The organism is Rickettsia endosymbiont of Villa modesta, from assembly GCF_964026485.1.
Lineage (GTDB): Bacteria > Pseudomonadota > Alphaproteobacteria > Rickettsiales > Rickettsiaceae > Rickettsia > Rickettsia asembonensis.
Map to the genome: position 1 here is coordinate 1,407,909 of NZ_OZ032157.1, position 20,961 is coordinate 1,428,869.

Genomic DNA, 20,961 nt, shown 5'->3' on the forward strand with positions numbered 1-20,961 from the left:
TTGCTTCAATTATAATCATCCTGTAATTGTGCCGGCAAAAACTTTCTTATCTCAATTAGTTTAAATAAATCATATTTAACACTTTACACTTTATAAATGATGGAATTCGTCTATAATAACTAATTAGTAATTAAGTTATTTAAAGCCCGATGAATAGGTCTAAGTTCATTTTTTTATCTGCTATTTCAGGTAATGTACTCGAATATTATGATTTTACGGTATATTCAGTTTTTTCGTTGATTATTGGACAAGTTTTTTTTCCAGGTGAATCAGAATTCATTAAAACTCTTCTAAGCCTTGGAGTATTTGCGGTCGGCTTTCTGACAAGACCGATAGGAGGTATATTATTCGGTTATATCGGTGATAGATACGGTAGACGTATCGCTTTAATAATCTCGATGCTAGGTATGACTATTCCGACCTTTGTTATGGGTCTCATACCCTCATATGCAAGTATTGGGATTTATGCCCCTATAACTTTAGTTATAATGCGGCTTATTCAAGGTTTATGTATTAGTGGTGAAGGAACGGGAGCGGCTATTTTTATCCTTGAACATCGTCAAAACTTAAGAGCCGGTTTTACGGCAGGGTTAGTACATGGTTCAAATATTGCCGGTACGTTAATTGCAACATTTATCGGTATTATAATTGAACGTTATTTTTCTCATATAGATTTTGCTTGGCGTTTTGCTTTTCTGCTTGGTGGATTTATGGGTCTTGCCGGATTTTACTTGCGATTACGTGTATCGGAAACACCGATTTTTAAAATGCTTGAGAAAAAGAAACAAGTTCTTAACGCACCTTTTTCCAATGTAATTAGAACTGCTTGGAGATCGATGTTTTTAACTATGTGTATAGGTGCTATTGCTAGCAGTGTTATGTATTTAGTAAAAACTTATATAAATGTTTTCTATTATAATGTAATGCACCTTAGTAATACTATTGCTTTATCATATTTAGCGTATAGTTCATTTATTGCAATGATAGCGATGCCGCTTGCCGGCGGTACTGCCGATATTATCGGAAAATTTAAAATGGCAATGCTTGTTGGTACTGCTATTTTGATATTGATTTTACCGACCATGTTACTTATGTCAGCAGAAGAGATGTGGCAACAAATTATAGCTCTTACAATGCTTGGTATGCTCGCAGGAAGTATAGCAGGTACGGCTTATATATTCGTTATATCCTTGTTTACGGCAGAACAAAGATTTACCGGTGTTGCTTTCAGCTACAATTTTGCGATAGCGATATTCGGCGGAACTTCACCTATTATTTCTCGTTGGCTTGTAGAGCATACAGGCTTATTTTATGCTCCGGCTTTTTATATCATGATCATTGCTGCTGTATTTTTAGTGATTATGTATATGATGAGGAAAGTAATTAAATCGTTGCTTAATAATTATGAAAATAGAAAATAAAGAAATAACAAGTAATTGGTTTACTAATTTACGTGATTTATTGTGCAAAGAATTTGAAAAAATCGAAGAAGAATATGCACAGACAAAAGGTTTAAAACCGGCTAAGTTTGTACGTACAAGCTGGCAACGTAATGGCGGTGGTGGTGGTATTATGTCTCTCATGAAAGGAGAAGTATTTGAAAAAGTCGGGGTTAATATATCTACCGTATTCGGTGAATTTTCTCCCGAATTTCGTAGTGAAATCCCAGGAGCAGAGCTAGACGGGAAATTCTTTGCAACAGGCATTTCATTAGTCGCACATCTTAAATCTCCACTAATTCCCACTATGCATTTTAATACTCGTTATATAGAAACTTCTAAAAGTTGGTTTGGCGGCGGTGGCGATTTAACACCTTTTTATCCGGAAGAAAACGAAACTGCAAAGTTTCATGTAGCTTTTAAAGAAGCGTGCGATAAGTATGATTCTAGCTATTATCCTAAATTTAAAAAGCAATGTGACGAATATTTTTATCTAAAGCATCGAAAAGAGCCGAGAGGAGTAGGCGGAATATTCTATGATTACTTAAATAGCGGTAATTTTGAACAGGATTTTGCCTTCACGCAGGATGTAGGTAGGGCTTTATTGTCGGTATATCCTGAAATCGTTAGAAGTAAGTTATTTTTACCTTGGACAACTGAGCAGAAAGAATACCAACTTATAAGGCGGGGTAGATATGTAGAATTTAATTTGCTATATGACCGCGGTACTAAATTCGGCTTAATGACCGATGGAAATGTTGAAGCAATATTAATGTCGCTACCACCTGAAGTAAAGTTTAATTGACTTTTTGGAAGTTATATATAGAACCATAACCGAAATAGTAAAACGTTACGAAACCTTTGTTAAAAGTGAGAGTATTTTTCACAAAACTGATGCAATCCTTGGCTTCTAGCATTATTGCGTGGATACCACCCTGTCATTGCGAGCAGGCATTGTTGCATGGATCAATTTCACCTCTGTCATCCCGTGGCTTGACCACAGGATCCAGTTAAAATACTAAAATTATTAGTATTTGTTTATTATTTTTATGGACCTAGTTAGCAAGCGAACGGTGACACAGTGGGTTTTACCGATCCACGCAACAATGCCTTGCGAGTAGCCGCAGGCTGTGTGGCAATCTAGAAAATAAGTAAAAAAATTCTGTAAATGATAACGAACCTGCACCTCTCATGCCATAATTATAACCGCTACTTCTTGATGATGTCGTAACATCATATATACTTCTTCAACATGAAGAGTTGTTAAAATGATTAGGCACAATGGTTTGAAAATTGTCATTTACCAATGAAGAAATTTTATTTTTATATTTTTCAATATTTTCAAAAAATATTCGTATAGAATCAGTAAATGTCTCAAAATTCGCATAAAATTTATTGTTACTTACAACAGAATGCATAAATTTCCACAGTCGTTCAATTGGATTCAAATTAGGACTATATGCTGGCAAAAATAGTAACTCTATTTTACTGTATTGTAGATATTCTTTTACCTTTTTTGACCTATGATATCCAGCATTATCGCATATCAAATAAATCTTACTTTTATCTTGATTATTTGCTTCTAATTTCTTTAAAAATTCAATAATATAATCACCATTAACCTTAGGATTGTCAGTTGTTACTACCTCTAAATCCTTAAGATTAATAGCACCAATAATATGTTTACGCTTCCAACCACTGAAACTTGGTAATGTTTTAACTACATTCTTTCTAACGCCAGTTTAGGATAAGAAGAGTTTAAGATTATCGAAAAAAGAGTTTAAAATATTAGTTTTAGTAATATTAAAAGCATTAACACAAGCTAGAATATGAACTAAAAAATTAGTAGGTGATCGATGCCTTGAGTGTTCAAGATTCATATTATTTTTTAGGACATTAAATACTGACTCAACCAACGACCTTTTTCTAAGCTGTATTTTATCTTCCATTTCCAATAAATGATTCTTCATATCTTTTCTAATTCCTGTAAATAAGCGTAATCCACGACCTAATAATTTAGTAAATAATTCCTTAGAAATATATCCCTTATCACCAAAGAGTTTACCTTGTAATCCATCAGTTATATCGTCTGCTACCGATAAATCACTATTATTTGCTTTGGTAATTTTGATCGCCATAATCGCTCCCTTATTGTTAATTACTATATGCAACTTAAACCCCATAAACCATCCATAACTACTCATCCCTATTTTAGCTATATACTTCTTTAACTTGAAAAGTTGGAAAATGAATATTTAGATGAGCGAATAATCAATGTTCTTATGGATAATTAATATCTAATACTACCAATTCTTCAGGTAAAAGAAGTATACCACTAAATACTTTATTGCTATTTGTACGTTTTGTATGACATATCGATAATTTAGTTGAATCTATGCAATAAATTCCTGTTTCCTCTCCTCTAAATAGTTGCAACATTATAACCAAGCGGTAGAATTAATCTTGACCATAATTGTATTATTCGACTATAACTTGGTAATTTAAAATAACCTCTATATTTATATGATAAGTGATATAAATAATAATTCTTAAAATCTTTGCACGGCGATATATAAAAATATAATACGATAGTTAAAAGCTCTGAAAGGCTTAAATTCCCTTCTCTCCGGCGTTTTCTATCTGTTGGTATTAATTTTTGCTTCTCCCATTCTTCATATATTTCACAAAAATTGTCTAGTATATAAAATAAAGTTGTGATACATTTTTTCATTGTCGGGTTCTTGTTTTTTTGTTGAAAAACTTCAGTAACCCAACACTCTTAACTTGTAAATACTTTATTCTTATTCCATGCTTCTCTTCTTCCTTATCCTAAATTCGCGTTTCTAATCCAACCAAATCTTGCTCGAGTTTGGTATTGAGGATGAACACTATCCATAAAATAAATAGACTCATCTTTAGCTAAATTATTTTTTAGCAAACTATATTGCAGCTTAAATTCCTCTTGCTTAGCTAAATCTATTTTTCCAGGAATTAACTTAGGTTTCTGATAACTAAAACCAAGTCTGTGTAACAGCTTGATTACCCCAGCTAATGTATAGATTACTCCATATTGACGTTCTATGAACAAACCTATATCTCTAGCATACACATAATTATTATTTTCTAGATGAACTATTAACTCTGCTTCCTCCTGTCTAGTAAGTTTACTATCACTACCGCCATTTCCAGGCTTAAGCTTCTGAGCATTATGATAATCTATTAAATGTTTTCTTATCCCTCCCCATCACTCAGTAATAACACTTTCGATATCTCATCAATACTATAGCTATCATCATACATGAAAACAGCTTTGATTCTATCACAAATCCTCTTATCCCTTTCGCTTCTATGGTAAAGCTTTAATTCTTCTTTTTCTACTGACGTTAATTTTCTATAAATCCATTCTTACTTAATAACACTTGCTGACTTCTTTGACAATTTTTCATTTACTAGAGGTATATTATTGAATTTTTAAAGGAATTAGAAGCAAATAATCAAGATAAAAGTAAGATTTATTTGATATGCGATAATGCTGGATATCATAGGTCAAAAAAGGTAAAAGAATATCTACAATACAGTAAAATAGAGTTACTATTTTTGCCAGCATATAGTCCTAATTTGAATCCAATTGAACGACTGTGGGAATTTATGCATTCTGTTGTAAGTAACAATAAATTTTATGCGAATTTTGAGACATTTACTGATTCTATACGAATATTTTTTGAAAATATTGAAAAATATAAAAATAAAATTTCTTCATTGGTAAATGACAATTTTCAAACCATTGTGCCTAATCATTTTAACAACTCTTCAGGTAAAAGAAGTATATATCTTCAAGCTGATTAAATTTCTCATATTCTTCATGTGATATAAGCACCACTGTTGGTTTACCGTATTTATTTATAATTACCGGCGATTTTACTACTTGATTCATTAACTCTCCAATTATTAATATTTAACCAATCAATTGTCATATAATAAAAACGCTTTTTCAATAGGAAGTAACTTTAATTCCGGTAACATCGGCATAATTAAATCTATTCCGGCTTTTTCGTTACTATTACCGTGTACTAATATAAAAGAGCCGTCTTGAACTTTTTCGCCTTTAGCAAGCCAAGCATTACTACCAAGCGGAATAAATCCTAAATCTTTTAGCTTTTCTATTAATGTTTGATCAGAAACTAATCCAGGAAAACGAAAGAAAGGTGACGGAGCAATATTATAACTTACTAATATTTTTCCTGCTTCTAATACTTCATTTTCAAAGTCCTGTTTATTGGAAAGAAGGAAATTATCTTCAAGAGGTTTATCTTTAAAGTAAGGATGGCTAAATGAATGATTAACCCATGTTATTTGTAAATAACCGTTTTCTTGTTGCTTTAATAACCATAAGAACTCTTTTGTATGCTTATTAATCCATAAGCCTGAAACACATATAGCAATCGGAATAGGTTTATTTAGTTTGCTCGATAATTCTACGAGCTTTTTAAAAAAATCTTCTTCAAAGCTTTTGGAAGAAGGACACATATCAATTGTCAAGAACTGCCCTTTTACTTTATACATGCTACTCGTAGCACCGTAATTTTGCTGTATACTCGATGAACTTGAAAAATTGGCTACGTCGCCTTTGTAAGTCCTCGGATGCTCACGTATTATTATACGCTCCGCTCCTCGGCTTACAGACTCCTTGCTCTTTTCCAAGTTGATCTTCGTATAACCACTCTTCATTTCGTAGGAGTATATAGAGTTATATTTATTTAAAGCTTTAATATACGGAGTTTTATTTAATTTTTTTAGAAGATTTTCTTTTTCTGTTTTATTCGTAGGTAAAATTACCGATTCTTGTAGGACTAACTCAGTTTTAAAAGAATTCGGTTCTACTAAAACGAAATATGATTTTTCATTATTTAAATAAGAACGAATAGCGATTTTTATTTTTTTATTCTCAGCAATTACAGGCAAAAATACCGGTTTATAATCAGTTATAATTGCTGCTTTTTCGTCTGCATAACTTAAATTAAAAAACAATATTATAAAAATAAAACTTAAAATTCTTTTCATTTATTCGTCTCCATAACTATAGTACTGGACATTTTTTAAAAAGTCCTCGCTGTCATCCCTGTGAGGGATTATTGCGTGGACCTGTAAAACCTACTCGATGTCATTCCCGCGGAGGCGGGAATCCAGAAAAAAAGTATAAATACAGCAAATTTTTGAAATTAAAAGCTCGATTTATCTCGCTTTATGCTGGATTCCCGCTTCCGCGGGAATGACATAAAGCGAAAATTATCCGGTACTATGATCCATAACACTCATATAAAATTCTGCAATTTTCTCTTTTACCTCTGCGGGGTCGTTCATCAAATTAACAGCACCTCTAAACTCTGCTGAACTTGGTAAGCCGCTACTATACCAACCAATATGCTTACGAGCAATAGGTACGCCCACGGATTCGCCGTAATAATCAAGTATTGCGTTATAATGCTCGGTTACGATATCTAGCTGCTCTGCTATAGAGGGAGCAGGTTTTTCTTCACCTGTTTTAAGGTAATGTGCAATTTGTGAAATAAGCCAAGGTTTGCCGTATGCTCCTCTACCGACCATAATACCGTCTGCACCGGATTTTTGCAGGGCTTCTTTTGCTTTAGCAAAATTAGTGATGTCACCGTTAGCAATAACCGGAATTTTTACGGCTTCTTTAACTGATCGTATAAAATTCCAATCGGCATTACCGGAATAAAACTGACATCTCGTTCTACCGTGAACGGTGACCATTTGAATCCCTGAATTTTCGGCAATTTTAGCTAAAGTCGGAGCGTTTTTCATATTATCATCCCAGCCCATACGCATTTTAACCGTTATCGGAATCTTCACCGCTTTAACCGTCACTTCAAAAATCTTAGCTGCCAGCTGTTCATCCCTCATTAGAGCCGAACCTGCATAACCGCCTACTACTTTTTTCGCCGGACAACCAAAATTAAGATCGATAATCTTTGCCCCCATATCCTCGTTCATTTTAGCAGCTTCAGCTATTACATTCGGCTCACAGCCGGCCAGCTGCACGCATGCACTTGTCGGATCGTCATGCATGATAGCACATTTTTGCATTGACTGCCTAGATTTCACAACCATTGCCCGACTTGCTATCATCTCAGAAACTACAAGCCCTGCACCGAATCTTTTTACCAATTTTCTAAATTCTAAGTCCGTAATATCAGACATTGGAGCAAGAATTACATTTGAAGAAAGTTCTATATCGCCGATTTTGATCATAAAAAAACCGTTATAAAAATAAACGCTTATAATATCATAATTCCATATTTTTGTCTAATATTACTAATTAAGAATAGACAAAAGCCGATTAATCTATTATAAGCTTAAGTTATATTTCTTTACTTGAGTAAAATGTCATTCCCGCGTAAGCGGGAATGACATTTAATTATTAAGGCCACGTAGCTCAGTCGGTAGAGCAAAGGACTGAAAATCCTTGTGTCGTTGGTTCAATTCCAGCCGTGGCCACCACTTCTTATTTAAATCCCACTTTTTTATATCTTCGATTAAAGATCTATTGCATTTCTAAACTTATTTTTATAATGTTAATTAACTTTAAGTTAATAAGATAATAAAGTTTAATAAGGATAAATTATGTTTGCAGGTATACTTCTTTTACCTGAAGAATTGGTAGTATTAGATATTAATTATCCATAAGAACATTGATTATTCGCTCATCTAAATATTCATTTTCCAACTTTTCAAGTTAAAGAAGTATATAAAAGAATTTTTTGAAATAGAATCTGATGAAGTATTATATGATAAATTAACAAAAGCAATAAAAGAAAAAAATACAATAGAAGCCAAAAAATTAATTGAAAAGATACAAAATACTGAGTTATTCAACAAGGCTAATGCTTCTCATAATACTCTTCTACATTCTGCTATTGAACAAGGTTTAGAAGAAGTTAGTGGGGTACTCATTTCAAAAATATCTAATGAAGCTATCAATATTATTGAAGAATATATTTTATCCGGTGAGCAAAAAGGTGAAACAGATTTAACCTTACTTGCCTCTAAAGGTTTTGGAAAAGCTTGCGAAATGCTTATTCCAAGAATGTATAACGAAACAATTAATACTATAACTAAAACAAATAATACAGCTTTAACTTTAGCAGCTGATAAAAAATTAACAGAAGTTTGTAAAAAGCTTATTCCAAGAATGTCTAATGACGCAATTAATATTATTGATAATAAACACAAGGATTCTGCACTAAAAAAGGCTATAAGAAACGATATGGATGAGGTTGCTCAAATGCTTATTCCTGGAACGTCTAACGATAATATTTATGTTATTGATAAGTATTCCGAAAATATACTTCTTCAACATGAAGAGTTGTTAAAATGATTAGGAATAATGGTTTGAAAATTGTCATTTACCAATGAAGAAATTTTATTTTTATATTTTTCAATATTTTCAAAAAATATTCGTATAGAATCAGTAAATGTCTCAAAATTCGCATAAAATTTATTGTTACTTACAACAGAATGCATAAATTTCCACAGTCGTTCAATTGGATTCAAATTAGGACTATATGCTGGCAAAAATAGTAACTCTATTTTACTGTATTGTAGATATTCTTTTGCCTTTTTTGACCTATGATATCCAGCATTATCGCATATCAAATAAATCTTACTTTTATCTTGATTATTTGCTTCTAATTCCTTTAAAAATTCAATAATATAATCACCATTAACCTTAGGATTGTCAGTTGTTACTACCTCTAAATCCTTAAGATTAATAGCACCAATAATATGTTTACGCTTCCAACCACTGAAACTTGGTAATGTTTTAACTACATTCTTTCTAATCCAACCAAATCTTGCTCGAGTTTGGTATTGAGGATGAACACTATCCATAAAATAAATAGACTCATCTTTAGCTAAATTATTTTTTAGCAAACTATATTGCAGCTTAAATTCCTCTTGCTTAGCTAAATCTATTTTTCCAGGAATTAACTTAAGTTTCTTATAACTAAAACCAAGTCTGTGTAACAGCTTGATTACCCCAGCTAATGTATAGATTACTCCATATTGACGTTCTATGAACAAACCTATATCTCTAGCATACACATAATTATTATTTTCTAGATGAACTATTAACTCTGCTTCCTCCTGTCTAGTAAGGTTACTATCACTACCGCCATTTCCAGGCTTAAGCTTCTGAGCATTATGATAATCTATTAAATGTTTTCTTATCCCTTCATCACTCAGTAATAACACTTTCGATATCTCATCAATACTATAGCTATCATCATACGTGAGAACAGCTTTGATTCTATCACAAATCCTCTTATCCCTTTCGCTTCTATGGTAAAGCTTTAATTCTTCTTTTTCTACTGATGTTAATTTTCTATAAATCCATTCTTACTTAATAACACTTGCTGACTTCTTTGACAATTTTTCATTTACTAGAGGTATATAGCAAAACAAGATATTGAAAACTCTCTAAAAGACCTAGAAAGTGTTTTTAATACCAACAAAAAAACATTGGATGTTTTATTTGAGAAGATACAAAAGCTAGGAGATGATAAAGCTGCTTTACTAAAACTCGATAAACAAATAGGAAATATTGCAAATAATAATATCATTAGTAAAAAACTAATTGATTTAAATAACTATGTTAATTGCTTAGTTGATAATCAAAAGACCCAAGATGACACTTCTAAAATATTAGGAGGTGTAGAGGGTGTGCCTTTGGAATAAATATGTAGCTTCTATATAAATTATGGAAGTTATTTTTTGGATTCCCGCTTTTGCGGGAATGACATCGAACGTGTTTTCAATTACTCCCAATTAATAAGTTTTTTAAAGTAATTAATTTTATATAACAAAAAGTAATTTTCGTTACTTTTTAAAGCTCGTATATTCAATACAAAATCACTCTCATCATAGATAAAAATTTTAACTAAGTTGAGATATGATAAAGTACCGAGAATAATTGAACGAAATAAACTAAGCGATGCTTTTAGAAGTTGTTTATCAATTATAAGTACAATTTTTCGGCATGGCAATTTGAATAAAGTACGGATTAACTTATAGTAAGCATATGTGTTATAGGGTTTCTTAGCTAAAATAAGTTCTATATTTACCATACCCATTCCATTCGGATAAATTGCATGTAATAAATCTTTATCTTTAATGATAAAATCTAGATACGGTTCAATAATATCTATTTTTTCTTCTGCTGTTTTAGTGTTCATAACGGCTTGTCCTCCTGATTAAACTTAAATGATTCAAGTTTGATCACCAAGAAGCCAATTCAAAGCCCGATTGGTGATCAGGGAGTTAGAAACACCGTCAACAAGAACAGCTGAGTAGTTTTTAGGCTTAAAGTTATACTCTAAGCCCTGAACATGACTACTACCTCCCCGACCGTAAAATATCGAGGAATAAACCAATTTAACGGTGGTTTTACCGCCTGTTGATGGAGGTTTCTACACTCCAGAACAACCTTAGCTGTTCCAAGATGATTCTAAGCAAAACTCTAAACAAGTCAATATGATTATTAATTTTAAAAATTGGTATTGCCGCATGACTCATTTTACGTCATTCGTGCGGGGTATTGGCTGCGTGGATCAGTTTTTCCAGTGTCATCCCGCGACTTGATCGCGGGATCCAGCTTACAAATACTAAAATTTTAGTATTTTAATTTTTTTTCTGGACCCCGTGGTCAAGCCACGGGGTGACACAGTGGGTTTTATCAATACACACAACAACGCTTTCTCACTTCCGCAAGAATGACATCGAGTGTTGACTATTGGTACTTCATGTGGTACTATTCTTATTAATACTTAATTAAATAAATTTATGACATATTTAATTGCCAGTGAAGCTAGAAAAAGTTTATATAAGTTAATTGATGAATTAGCTATAAGTCATGAACCTACGTTAATAAAGGGTAAGCGAAATGCTGCAGTTTTAATTTCGGCTGATGATTGGGAAGATATACAAGACACAATATTTATTGCTTCTAATAAAGAATTAAGCGACTCAATTATTAAGGGACTAAATACTCCTATTAAAAAATGTAGTATCTTAAAATTAAAGTAAATATGTACAGTTTATACCTTACTGAAGCTGCACGCAAAGATTATAAATTAGTAAGTAAATCCATTTATAACGATAAAATTCAAAATCTATTACATATTATTCAAAATAACCCCTTTCAAAATCCGCCTCCTTATAAAAAATTAGTAGGTGCTTATAATGGGGCTTATTCAAGAAGAATTAACATACAACATAGATTATTTTATCAAGTATATGAAGAAACCAAAGAAATAAAAATTTTGCGTATGTGGGGTCATTACGGGGATAATTAGTCTTATAAATTTTGTTGCATAATAAAACTATCACTTATATACTGTCGCTAATGATTAATTTGCTTAAAGTTTCATATGGTAAGTAGTAATTTTTATAAAAATTTAGGACCACGAAAACTAACGGCAATTATAGATTTTGTACACGATATTATAGAACCTCCTAAGATTCATGAAGATATAGCTATTCATGATATTAAAATTCTGCAGGAAGCATCACCAAATGATATTAGCTTTTTAAGCAATCCTAAATACTCCGAATTTTTAAAAACTACCAAAGCCGCCGCTTGTATAGTACCGAAAAATTTTACAGGAGAAGCAAATTCAAATACTGTTTTAATACATGCCGAGAATTCATATTTTGCTTACGGCAAATTAATAGATTTTTTCTATACTCCTATTAAATCATACCCTGCTAAAATAATGAAATCCGCTATTATTGCAGATTCGGCGACTATCGGAAAAAATTGTTATATCGGTCACAATGTAGTTATTGAAGACGATGTTATTATAGGTGATAATAGTATTATAGAAGCCGGAAGTTTTATAGGTAGAGGCGTAAATATCGGCAGAAACGCTAGAATAGAACAACATGTTTCAATAAATTATACAATTATAGGTGATGAGGTAGTAATACTTGCAGGTGCAAAAATCGGACAGGACGGGTTTGGGTTTTCTACCGAAAAAGGCGTACATCATAAAATATTCCATATAGGTATAGTTAAAATCGGCAATAATGTTGAAATCGGTAGCAACACTACTATTGATAGAGGTTCGCTTCAAGATACTATTATAGAAGATTTATGCCGCATAGATAATTTAGTACAAATAGGGCATGGTGTAAAAATAGGCAAAGGCTCTATTATCGTAGCACAAGCAGGTATAGCAGGAAGTAGCACAATAGGGAAATATTGTGCTCTTGGAGGACAAGTAGGAATTGCCGGACACCTAAATATAGGCGACGGGACACAGGTAGCGGCACAAGGTGGTGTAGCACAAAATATAGAGGCAGGTAAAATTGTCGGCGGTAGCCCTGCAGTTCCTATCATGGATTGGCATAGACAATCTATTATTATGAAACAATTAGTCAAGACCTCTAATAGCAAATTAAAAAAGTAGTTTGCTATTGAAAATGGTTTTATTGTATGAACCACAATGTCATTCCTGCGAAAGCAGGAATCCATCACAAAGCTAGACAAATAGAGCTTTTTACAAGCTTTAAAGTACTGGATTCCTGCTTTCGCGGGAATGACATCAGACTCTATGTAATAAATAAAATACTAAATAAATGATCATAGATATTACCGAAATCATGGATTTAATACCTCATCGCTATCCATTTTTATTAGTAGATAGGGTACTTGAAATTGATATTAACAAATCAATAAAAGGTATTAAAAACGTTACCGTTAACGAACCGCAATTTACAGGACATTTTCCGGCAAGACCTGTTATGCCGGGCGTTCTAATGGTTGAGGCTATGGCACAACTTGCTGCTATATTAGTTGCTAAATCGTTAGGCTCTACTAAGAATAAAGAAGTGTTTTTAATGGCTATCGAAAATGCAAAATTTCGGAGAATCGTTCAGCCCGGTGATACTATGCATATTCACGCTGTTATTGAGCAGCAAAGAGCTAACGTATGGAAATTTTCAAGTACGGTTACAGTTGAAGGTGAAATGGCTGCAGAAAGTAAATTTACCGCAATGATTAAAGATAAATCGTAAGGGATATAGTGTCAAATTCTAATATACATCCGACTAGTTTAATCGCAGAAGGGGCAAAGCTCGGTAAAAACGTAAAAATTGGACCGTATTGTATTATAGGTCCTGAAGTTGTGCTTCATGACAATGTCGAGCTAAAATCTCATGTAGTAATTGAAAGGATTACTGAAATCGGTGAAAACACTGTAATCTACCCTTTTGCATCAATCGGTCAACCTCCGCAAATCTTAAAATATGCTAATGAGCGATCAAACACGATAATCGGCTCTAATAATACTATTAGAGAATATGTTACGGTACAAGCAGGAAGCCAAGGCGGCGGAATGGTGACAAGAGTAGGAAATAATAATTTATTTATGGTCGGCGTTCATATCGGTCATGATTGTAAAATCGGCAATAATGTAGTATTTGCTAATTACGTAAGCCTAGCAGGTCATATTGAGGTAGGTGATTACACAATAATCGGCGGGCTATCTGCCGTACATCAATATGTTAGAATCGGTGAATATTCGATGATTGGCGGGCTATCACCGGTCGGGGCAAACGTAATACCGTTCGGGCTTGTAAGTAGTAAACGTGCGGTGCTTGAAGGCTTAAACCTAATCGGAATGAATAGAAAAGGGTTTGATAAAGCAGACTCTTTAAGTGCCTTAAAGGCTATCGAAGAAATCTTCTCAGGTGAAGGTAATTTTACTGAACGTATTAAACAAGTTGCCGAGAAATATAAAAATAATTCTATAGTAATGCAAATTATCGATTTTCTTAATCAAGATAGTAGTAGAGCATTTTGTCGTTTTGAGAAGTGAATTTATAAGTAGTGTACGAACGTACCAATGTCGTTCCTGCGAAAGCAGGAATCCAGAAAAAAACTATAAATACAGTAAATTTTTGAAATTAAAAGCTCGATTTATGCTGGATTCCTGCTTTTAGCTAGGAACGACATAAGAGCCATACAACAACGCCTATAGTCGCTCACAATGACGGAGCATTTTTTCTTGCAAAGAATTTTGACGTAAACGAGTTTTTAAGCTCTTAAAATCAACTATTTCTGCTTTTTGATTTTGACAAATACATGCAAAAATATATTTCTGCTCTCCTTTAACTTTTTGAATACATTGTCCGCAAATCCCTTTCATCATACATTGCATCGATAAATTAACGCTAACTATTAGCTCCGTATTTTCACCGAATATTTCATTTTTTAGGCTTTGTAATTCTTCTATTATGTCAGGAGAAGCATTAATTATTACTATATCTACAGAAGTTAATTTATGGTTTTTTATATTAGGATAAGTAAAAAATATAACTTCATTATTATTTTCTTTTAGAACTTTTAATAAGCCTATATTACCTACTTCGGAATCAACAACAACTATTTTTTTATTTTGAGGTATTTCTAGCGGCGAGCCTGTCGGTCCCATTAAAACTACTTTCTCATTTTCAGATAATGTTTTACATACGCTAGTTGATTTACCGACTTCAAAAACTATGAAGCTAATTAAATCTTTTTCTACATCAATATCTGTAGGGCTTAAGGCTACCGGCTCTATTAACTTAGAAGCATCTTCAGAATAATTTTGTAAGCGAAAGAACTGTCCGAACTTAAAATTTTTAGCAGCAAGCGGCGAATGAATTATCAACTCAAAAGTTTTATCATCTAAAATATTTATTTTATTAACCCTAGAAGTTAGCAAATAATCAAGCTGTGTACAAAAATCTTTATAACTATTTTTAAAGCTAGGGGCATTATTTGTAAGTCTTTTATTAATAGCCTCGTACCCTTCTTTGCTACTAGCAAGAGCTTTCACTACACTTCCCGAATATTTAGGATTACAATCACCGAAATAACTATATTTATTCTCATCAAATTGAGTGTTATTTTCTATACCGATTGCCATAATCACGGTTTTGGCTTTGATTACCATAGTGTCATCCCGTGGCTTGACCACGGGATCTATAACATTATTCTGATATTTTTTCTGGATCCCGTGGTCAAGCCACGGGATGACACTGAATTCCACAGATTCCACATGACCGTATTTATCTGTATTAATCCTTAAAGGTTGCATATTTTCTTTAAAATCAACACCAAGTGCTAATGTATATATTAGCTCTTCGTGATTTAATTTATATGCCGGCGAATCTTGCAATCTTCCACGATAATAAACAGTAGCTCCTCCAAGCTTATTAAAAACCTTTCTTAATTCTTCATTACTCTTAGCTTCTTTAAATAATCTTGCATGAGCAATAAATTCTTCAGCTATTTCTTTATCTTCATCCGTTAAATCTTTTTCTATATAATTTTCGGCAAATTCCTCTACTTGCTTTTTATAGTAATATACACTTTCCGTTGCTGCATCTAAGGAAGTAAGGCCGCCGCCTATTACCGCAATCGGCATTCTAATTACCATATTAGTATTAGAATTTTTCAAAAATGCTCCTCCGCTTTGCAAAGTCATTAAGAAATCGGAAGCTGTTTTTACGCCCTTAGCTTCAAAATTTTCTATATCTAAAATTTTCGGCTGACCTGCTCCAATGCAAAAAGCTATATGGTCAAAACCCAAATCGAAAGCTTGTTCTTGCGTTATATTAAAATCTAAAGCTACTCCGTCATAATATTTGAAATTGTTATTTCTCTCGAGTATCAGCCGCAATATATCAAGATTGTTTTTATCCCACCGAACGGTAATCCCATATTCCGCTACCCCTCCAAATCCTCTCGGTATTCTTTCCGATAACAAATTTTTATATTCATGCCAAAATTTTATAGGTTTATGAACGTTAAAAGGTAAAGGGGTAATTTTTAAGCCGTCAATAGCCGTGACATTGTGACCTGACCGTAATAAATAATAGCTAAGACTAAAACCTGCAGGACCAAGACCGGTAACTAAAATATTATAATTAGTAGCTTCTTTCGGAAGCGGAGCATAAATATTAAGCGGATTCCAGCGGGTAAGAAGTAGATATATCTCTAAACCGTAAGGTAATTTAAGCGTTTCTTCTAAAATATTTGATTCTATTAACGGGATATTTACCGGATCTTGCTTTTGGTAAATACAAGCTTTAGAGCAATCATTACAAATCCTATGACCTGTTGCTGCAACCATCGGATTATCAATAACAATAATAGCAAGAGCACTTAAGTTAAAGCCTTGTGCCTTAACATAGTTCATCTCAGAAATTTTTTGCTTTAAAGGGCAGCCGGTTGTCATCCCGTGGCTTGACCACGGGATCCAGTCTTTTTTAATTTTTTCTTGGATCCCGCGATCAAGTCGCGGGATGACACTTATCCCTTTGGAACAACTATCCTTATCCTGCTTATGGCAATAAATACAATAATGAGAATCGTTTAAAGCTTCATCTAAATTTAAAAAAGAATCTGTATAGTCAAAATCTAATCGCTGATTCTTTTGATATTTAGATATTTTTTTATTATCTATTAGATTTTCTTTATCTAGTTTTTGAGGGAGGTTGAATAGGATGTTATCTGCCACTGTCATCCCGTGGCTTGACCACGGGATCCAGTCTTTTTTAAATTCTTTCTGGATTCCGCGGTCAAGCCGCGGAATGACACCCTCACACGAATAAACCCTGCATGCTGCATACTTAGCGGCTACATCTAATTCTGTGGCAAAATTCTCTTCGTCCTGTTGCCATATAATTATTTGTTTGGCAAATTCTTTAGAGGTAAAATTCGTACCTATTAAATCAGTTAGCTTTAAATACAAATCTTCAAAATCAATATCTTTTATTTTTTCCGGTGGGTATTTTTTTACGGCAACACGCTGAACAAACTTTCTTTTACATTCATAAATAATATCAAAATCTTTATGTTTTAACCTTGATATCGTTACTTCTTTTGAAATACAAAATAACTCTGCTAAAAAATCGTCTAAATGAGGAGAGATTTTGAATAAAAATTCGGAATAATCTTGTGGAATAATGGAGAGAGGAGTCGATCTAAATAACATTAAATCTTTATGCAGAGATTTATCGGCTTTAAAGAGATAATCTAAAAATATTTGATCTAATTTTTTAAGTCCGGTTAAATCTAATTCATTAAAATCTAGATTAAAACCAAGTTTCATAAGTAATAAATAACTCTTTTAGAAAATTGTCTATAAATTAAATAACTGATACAAACAGTAATAAATGCAACTATAATAGACTTAACTATCAGCATCATATCCGGTAGTGTTCCGTCAATCACCAATGCTTGTACGGGTCTTATAACTAAAAAGAACGGATTAAATTCAAAATATATTTTTTTAGATTCCGGAATTAGTGAATAAGGATAAACTATCGGTATACTCCAATAAATAACTCCAAGAATAACACTCAACATTTGTGGTATATCTCGAATATACGGCGTTAAAAATGCTACTGCGATAGAACCGCTAATCACACATATTATTAAGGGCAAAATTAATATCGGCATAAATATTATTTGCCAAAAAAATTTTTCTGGAAATAATAAAATAAAAGCAAAATACATTGCCGAAAACGAGCAAATTAAAGTATATAATTGCCCTAAACTATCCGCAACAGGAAAAAAAGTCTTAGAAATTCTAACTTTTTTTATTATTTGATCACGTGTAACTAAAGAACTTGAACAAATCGTTAGGCTGCTTACTATAAAACTCCATAAAGGAATACCGCCGACTAAGTTCATTACCATAAATTCTCTCGGTTGTCTTAATAAAAAACCGAAAAAATATGAAATTACCATTATGTGAATAAAAGGCTGAATTAAGCCCCATAAAGAACCTAAAAAAGAATCCTTATTTTGCCTAATTATAGAAGCTTTAACTAGTAATACTATTGCCCGCCAGTATTTTTTAGAAAAAAAATACTTTATCATTTATGAGTTTCTCCATTAGACTTTTTGGATAACCTATCTTATAAAGAGGAATTTGAAGGAAACACGGAACACAGAACCGTAGCGTACAAAAGCGTACGTGAGGATTCGAGTACCGGATTGACGTACAAATTACCTTTAGAAGTAGGTTATCCAAAAAGTCTATTATAAATTTTAAACATTTCTGATGGTGTTCCATCACCTATAATATTGCCGTCTTTTAATAAAATACATCTGTCGCAATTATCTTTTATAATTTCTTCTTGATGACTTACTATTATCGAAATAGGGGTATTTTTAAATTTACTTTTCATTAAATTAAGAGATTTTTCTATAAAACGGCTATCTCCTGCTGCAAAAACTTCATCAAGTAATAGAATTTGGGGATTTTGAAATATTGATACAGAAAAAGCAAGTCGTGATAACATTCCTGAACTATAATTTTTTATCGGTAAGTCGATTTTATTACCTAGTTCCGAAAAATCTATAATCTCCTTTTCAATTTTCCTGCTATATTTATCTAACATATTACTATATAGCATCAACATTTTTATATTTTCACGACCAGTTTGTTCCGGCTCAAAACCGACTCCCATATCTATAATTGCAGCAATATCACCATGAACTTTAACCGTACCGGATTTTAACGGATATATTCCGGCGATTAGCTTCAAAAGAGAGCTTTTTCCGGAACCGTTACTTCCTATAAAAGCTATTTTTTCTCCTTCTTGGCAAGAAAAGTTAATATCGTTTAATATAGGTATATTTGGAGAAAGAGAAACCCCTTTTTTCAAGAAAAAATGCTTTAAACCTTGAGCTCTTTTATGAGTATCTATACCTTCTACATAACCATTTGTTATTTCTATAAATACTTTTGAATGGCTAAGTGACATAACTATTAAATAGATTTATTGATCCAATCTAAAAGAGAGTTTTTTTGCTGTAAACCTATTTTAGTATCTTTTTGTTCACCGTTTTTAAATAACATTATCGTTGGAATACTACGAATACCGTATTCTGAAGGAATGTTAGGATTTTCATCAATATTCATTTTAAGTACTTTTACTTTGCCTTTTAATTCTTTATTGATTTCATCTATTATCGGTGTTAACATTTTGCATGGTCCACACCATTCTGCCCAAAAATCAACCAGTACCGGTAAATCCGATTCTAATACTTCCTTTTTAAAAGAGCTATCCGTTACTTTATCTGCCATATTTATCCTCTATGTGTTGCGTGATGCTGCTTTTCTGTTGTCATCCCGCGACTTGATCGCGGGATCCCATAAAAATCTTAAAATAATTAATACTATAAATTATTTTTTGGATACCGTGGTCAAGCCACGGTATGACCTAGAGTACATTTTGCTTCGTCAAAATTTTCAATTTTTCCTCGCAATGACGAAGAAGCATAAATAAAATTATAAATTACTCACCTCTACTTGTAAATAATGAAAATCTTTTTATTTATTATATTTATTTTTTCTATTATAATATATCCGCATTATTAAAGCTGCTGTTTCCTCTATTGATCTAGTCGACACGTCAATTACCGGCCAATTTCTTTGATCACAAATTTTTCTAACCTCTAAGCATTCTTTTTGTACTATATTAAAATCTGTATAGCTTTTATTTTCGTTAATTTGCAATAAATTTAACCTAGCTTCTCTTATCTCTATTAATCTATTTGGATTAATAACGAGTCCTACTACTAATTGATCTATGTCTTTTTCTATAAAATCAGGAAAGGGACAATTATAAACATAAGGAATATTGGCAGCTTTTAGACCGTTATACGCTAAAAATACGGAAGTCGGTGTCTTAGAAGTTCTAGAAGGACCTATTAATATTATATCGGCCTCCGACAACTCATTAAGCATTTGTCCGTCATCATGTCTTATGGCGTAATCTATAGTATTGAGCGTATCAAAATAAGTTTTATCGAATTTATAATTGTAATTTTGTTCTTTTTCTATTTCAATACCTGAAAAAACAGACATTTCTTTAATAATCTTACCTATTACAGAAATACATGGAATTTTTAATTCATAGCAAAATTTCGTTAAAGCTTTTCGGAGTTCTTGATCAGCAATCGTGTATAATACTATCCCGTGTTTAGATTCTATTTTACTTAATACTTCATTTAGCAATTCCAAATTTCTAATCATTGGCCAATGATATAATTTTGGTTTTACGGAAGTAAATTGTGCAAGAGCAGAATTTGCTGCATATTTTGCAGTTTGCACGGAAGAGTCTGAAACCAAGTGAATAATTAGCTTTGTCATACTTTACACATGTAATTGTGGATAAATTTTTTAATAACTTATTATTTTTCCTATTAAACTCTATTAAAAATTTCCTCAAATCCTTATTAAATCAAGTAAATCTAGTGTATTTTCTTTTAAATAAATAGTTTGTGGATAAAATTGTGAATAAATCTCATTTTCCTTTGAAAAAATAGTCTTTTCTAAGCTATAAACGAATTTTACACTTAATTATCCACTTGTATAAATTCATTATAAACTTATGTGAATAATAATTAAAAATACCGATATTTTTAAGAAAATTTTAA

At 32.3% G+C, this 20,961-nt stretch carries 23 protein-coding genes, 1 tRNA gene and 2 pseudogenes; 13 read left to right on the top strand and 13 right to left on the bottom strand.

The window, feature by feature from the left end; all coding sequences use genetic code 11:
• The first annotated feature begins 149 nt into the window (after positions 1-149).
• Entirely contained in the window at positions 150-1,421 is a 1,272-nt protein-coding gene (locus AC5584_RS08010) for an MFS transporter (RefSeq protein WP_499216418.1), read from the top strand.
• Positions 1,405-2,244, top strand: a complete 840-nt coding sequence (hemF, locus tag AC5584_RS08015) for an oxygen-dependent coproporphyrinogen oxidase (protein WP_499216419.1) — start codon at positions 1,405-1,407, stop codon at positions 2,242-2,244. Before AC5584_RS08010 ends, hemF begins: the two co-directional genes overlap by 17 nt.
• Before the next feature lie 442 nt (positions 2,245-2,686).
• On the opposite strand, the pseudogene AC5584_RS08020 reads toward hemF, so the two are convergent.
• The 3 genes and pseudogenes from AC5584_RS08020 to AC5584_RS08030 all read right to left on the bottom strand — a co-directional run.
• A pseudogene (locus tag AC5584_RS08020) lies at positions 2,687-3,130 on the bottom strand (IS630 family transposase); the annotation flags it as partial.
• A 51-nt stretch (positions 3,131-3,181) separates the two neighbouring features.
• Positions 3,182-4,170: pseudogene (locus AC5584_RS08025) on the bottom strand (IS982 family transposase).
• Positions 4,171-4,263: 93 nt separating this feature from the next.
• The gene (locus AC5584_RS08030) at positions 4,264-4,548 is read right to left on the bottom strand and encodes a helix-turn-helix domain-containing protein (protein ID WP_499216420.1); all 285 of its coding nucleotides are present in this window, start codon (positions 4,546-4,548) and stop codon (positions 4,264-4,266) included.
• A gap of 353 nt (positions 4,549-4,901) precedes the next feature.
• Between AC5584_RS08030 and AC5584_RS08035 the strand changes: the two genes are divergently transcribed.
• Complete coding sequence (locus AC5584_RS08035) at positions 4,902-5,285, top strand: transposase (RefSeq protein ID WP_499217055.1); 384 nt, start codon at positions 4,902-4,904, stop codon at positions 5,283-5,285.
• Here the strand turns inward: AC5584_RS08035 and AC5584_RS08040 are convergent.
• The 3 genes from AC5584_RS08040 to dusB all read right to left on the bottom strand — a co-directional run bounded on the left by AC5584_RS08040 (position 5,239) and on the right by dusB (position 7,712).
• Positions 5,239-5,373: a type II toxin-antitoxin system prevent-host-death family antitoxin gene (locus tag AC5584_RS08040; RefSeq protein ID WP_499216421.1), complete on the bottom strand. Its 135-nt coding sequence runs from the start codon at positions 5,371-5,373 to the stop codon at positions 5,239-5,241. The genes AC5584_RS08035 and AC5584_RS08040 overlap by 47 nt on opposite strands.
• Before the next feature lie 29 nt (positions 5,374-5,402).
• A complete protein-coding gene (locus tag AC5584_RS08045) occupies positions 5,403-6,500 on the bottom strand; it encodes a palindromic element RPE5 domain-containing protein (protein WP_499216422.1) in 1,098 nt (365 codons plus the stop codon).
• A 225-nt stretch (positions 6,501-6,725) separates the two neighbouring features.
• Positions 6,726-7,712, bottom strand: coding sequence for a tRNA dihydrouridine synthase DusB (gene dusB / locus AC5584_RS08050; protein WP_499216423.1), 987 nt, complete (start codon positions 7,710-7,712; stop codon positions 6,726-6,728).
• 173 nt (positions 7,713-7,885) lie between these two features.
• Here dusB and AC5584_RS08055 point away from each other — a divergent pair.
• Both AC5584_RS08055 and AC5584_RS08060 read left to right on the top strand, forming a co-directional pair.
• Positions 7,886-7,961, top strand: a tRNA-Phe gene (locus AC5584_RS08055).
• 496 nt (positions 7,962-8,457) lie between these two features.
• Positions 8,458-8,838, top strand: coding sequence for an ankyrin repeat domain-containing protein (locus AC5584_RS08060; protein ID WP_499217056.1), 381 nt, complete (start codon positions 8,458-8,460; stop codon positions 8,836-8,838).
• Here the strand turns inward: AC5584_RS08060 and AC5584_RS08065 are convergent.
• Positions 8,814-9,851, bottom strand: a complete 1,038-nt coding sequence (locus tag AC5584_RS08065; RefSeq protein WP_499217057.1) for an IS630 family transposase — start codon at positions 9,849-9,851, stop codon at positions 8,814-8,816. The two genes, AC5584_RS08060 and AC5584_RS08065, sit on opposite strands and share 25 nt — an antisense overlap.
• Positions 9,852-9,980: 129 nt before the next feature.
• Here AC5584_RS08065 and AC5584_RS08070 point away from each other — a divergent pair, with 129 nt between their 5' ends.
• The gene (locus AC5584_RS08070) at positions 9,981-10,196 is read left to right on the top strand and encodes a hypothetical protein (RefSeq protein WP_499216424.1); all 216 of its coding nucleotides are present in this window, start codon (positions 9,981-9,983) and stop codon (positions 10,194-10,196) included.
• A gap of 80 nt (positions 10,197-10,276) precedes the next feature.
• On the opposite strand, the gene AC5584_RS08075 is transcribed toward AC5584_RS08070, so the two are convergent.
• The gene (locus AC5584_RS08075) at positions 10,277-10,693 is read right to left on the bottom strand and encodes a hypothetical protein (RefSeq protein WP_499216425.1); all 417 of its coding nucleotides are present in this window, start codon (positions 10,691-10,693) and stop codon (positions 10,277-10,279) included.
• Between the two features lie 607 nt (positions 10,694-11,300).
• Between AC5584_RS08075 and AC5584_RS08080 the strand changes: the two genes are divergently transcribed.
• The 5 genes from AC5584_RS08080 to lpxA all read left to right on the top strand — a co-directional run bounded on the left by AC5584_RS08080 (position 11,301) and on the right by lpxA (position 14,338).
• Entirely contained in the window at positions 11,301-11,543 is a 243-nt protein-coding gene (locus AC5584_RS08080) for a type II toxin-antitoxin system Phd/YefM family antitoxin (RefSeq protein ID WP_499216426.1), read from the top strand.
• Between the two features lie 2 nt (positions 11,544-11,545).
• Entirely contained in the window at positions 11,546-11,812 is a 267-nt protein-coding gene (locus AC5584_RS08085) for a Txe/YoeB family addiction module toxin (protein WP_499162429.1), read from the top strand.
• 75 nt (positions 11,813-11,887) lie between these two features.
• Positions 11,888-12,928 (top strand): UDP-3-O-(3-hydroxymyristoyl)glucosamine N-acyltransferase, encoded by a 1,041-nt coding sequence (lpxD, locus tag AC5584_RS08090; protein ID WP_499216427.1) that lies wholly within the window; start codon positions 11,888-11,890, stop codon positions 12,926-12,928.
• Positions 12,929-13,097: 169 nt separating this feature from the next.
• Positions 13,098-13,535: a 3-hydroxyacyl-ACP dehydratase FabZ gene (gene fabZ, locus AC5584_RS08095; RefSeq protein ID WP_499216428.1), complete on the top strand. Its 438-nt coding sequence runs from the start codon at positions 13,098-13,100 to the stop codon at positions 13,533-13,535.
• Positions 13,536-13,543: 8 nt separating this feature from the next.
• Positions 13,544-14,338: an acyl-ACP--UDP-N-acetylglucosamine O-acyltransferase gene (gene lpxA, locus AC5584_RS08100; RefSeq protein ID WP_499216429.1), complete on the top strand. Its 795-nt coding sequence runs from the start codon at positions 13,544-13,546 to the stop codon at positions 14,336-14,338.
• Between the two features lie 156 nt (positions 14,339-14,494).
• Here the strand turns inward: lpxA and AC5584_RS08105 are convergent, their stop codons facing one another.
• Positions 14,495-17,620, bottom strand: coding sequence for an FAD-dependent oxidoreductase (locus tag AC5584_RS08105; protein WP_499216430.1), 3,126 nt, complete (start codon positions 17,618-17,620; stop codon positions 14,495-14,497).
• Positions 17,617-18,393 carry an ABC transporter permease gene (locus AC5584_RS08110; RefSeq protein ID WP_499216431.1) on the bottom strand — a complete coding sequence of 259 codons (777 nt, stop codon included), beginning with the start codon at positions 18,391-18,393 and terminating at the stop codon, positions 17,617-17,619. The genes AC5584_RS08105 and AC5584_RS08110 overlap by 4 nt, the downstream gene beginning before the upstream one ends.
• 24 nt (positions 18,394-18,417) lie before the next feature.
• Here AC5584_RS08110 and AC5584_RS08115 point away from each other — a divergent pair, with 24 nt between their 5' ends.
• Positions 18,418-18,561: a palindromic element RPE1 domain-containing protein gene (locus AC5584_RS08115; RefSeq protein WP_499216432.1), complete on the top strand. Its 144-nt coding sequence runs from the start codon at positions 18,418-18,420 to the stop codon at positions 18,559-18,561.
• On the opposite strand, the gene AC5584_RS08120 is transcribed toward AC5584_RS08115, so the two are convergent.
• Both AC5584_RS08120 and trxA read right to left on the bottom strand, forming a co-directional pair.
• Positions 18,540-19,283 (bottom strand): ABC transporter ATP-binding protein, encoded by a 744-nt coding sequence (locus AC5584_RS08120; RefSeq protein WP_499216433.1) that lies wholly within the window; start codon positions 19,281-19,283, stop codon positions 18,540-18,542. The genes AC5584_RS08115 and AC5584_RS08120 overlap by 22 nt on opposite strands.
• Before the next feature lie 5 nt (positions 19,284-19,288).
• Positions 19,289-19,606 (bottom strand): thioredoxin, encoded by a 318-nt coding sequence (gene trxA / locus AC5584_RS08125; RefSeq protein WP_499216434.1) that lies wholly within the window; start codon positions 19,604-19,606, stop codon positions 19,289-19,291.
• 13 nt (positions 19,607-19,619) lie between these two features.
• Here trxA and AC5584_RS08130 point away from each other — a divergent pair, with 13 nt between their 5' ends.
• A complete protein-coding gene (locus AC5584_RS08130) occupies positions 19,620-19,808 on the top strand; it encodes a palindromic element RPE4 domain-containing protein (protein WP_499216435.1) in 189 nt (62 codons plus the stop codon).
• Positions 19,809-19,852: 44 nt separating this feature from the next.
• On the opposite strand, the gene AC5584_RS08135 is transcribed toward AC5584_RS08130, so the two are convergent.
• A complete protein-coding gene (locus tag AC5584_RS08135) occupies positions 19,853-20,674 on the bottom strand; it encodes a pyruvate, water dikinase regulatory protein (protein ID WP_499216436.1) in 822 nt (273 codons plus the stop codon).
• Positions 20,675-20,961: the final 287 nt, after the last annotated feature.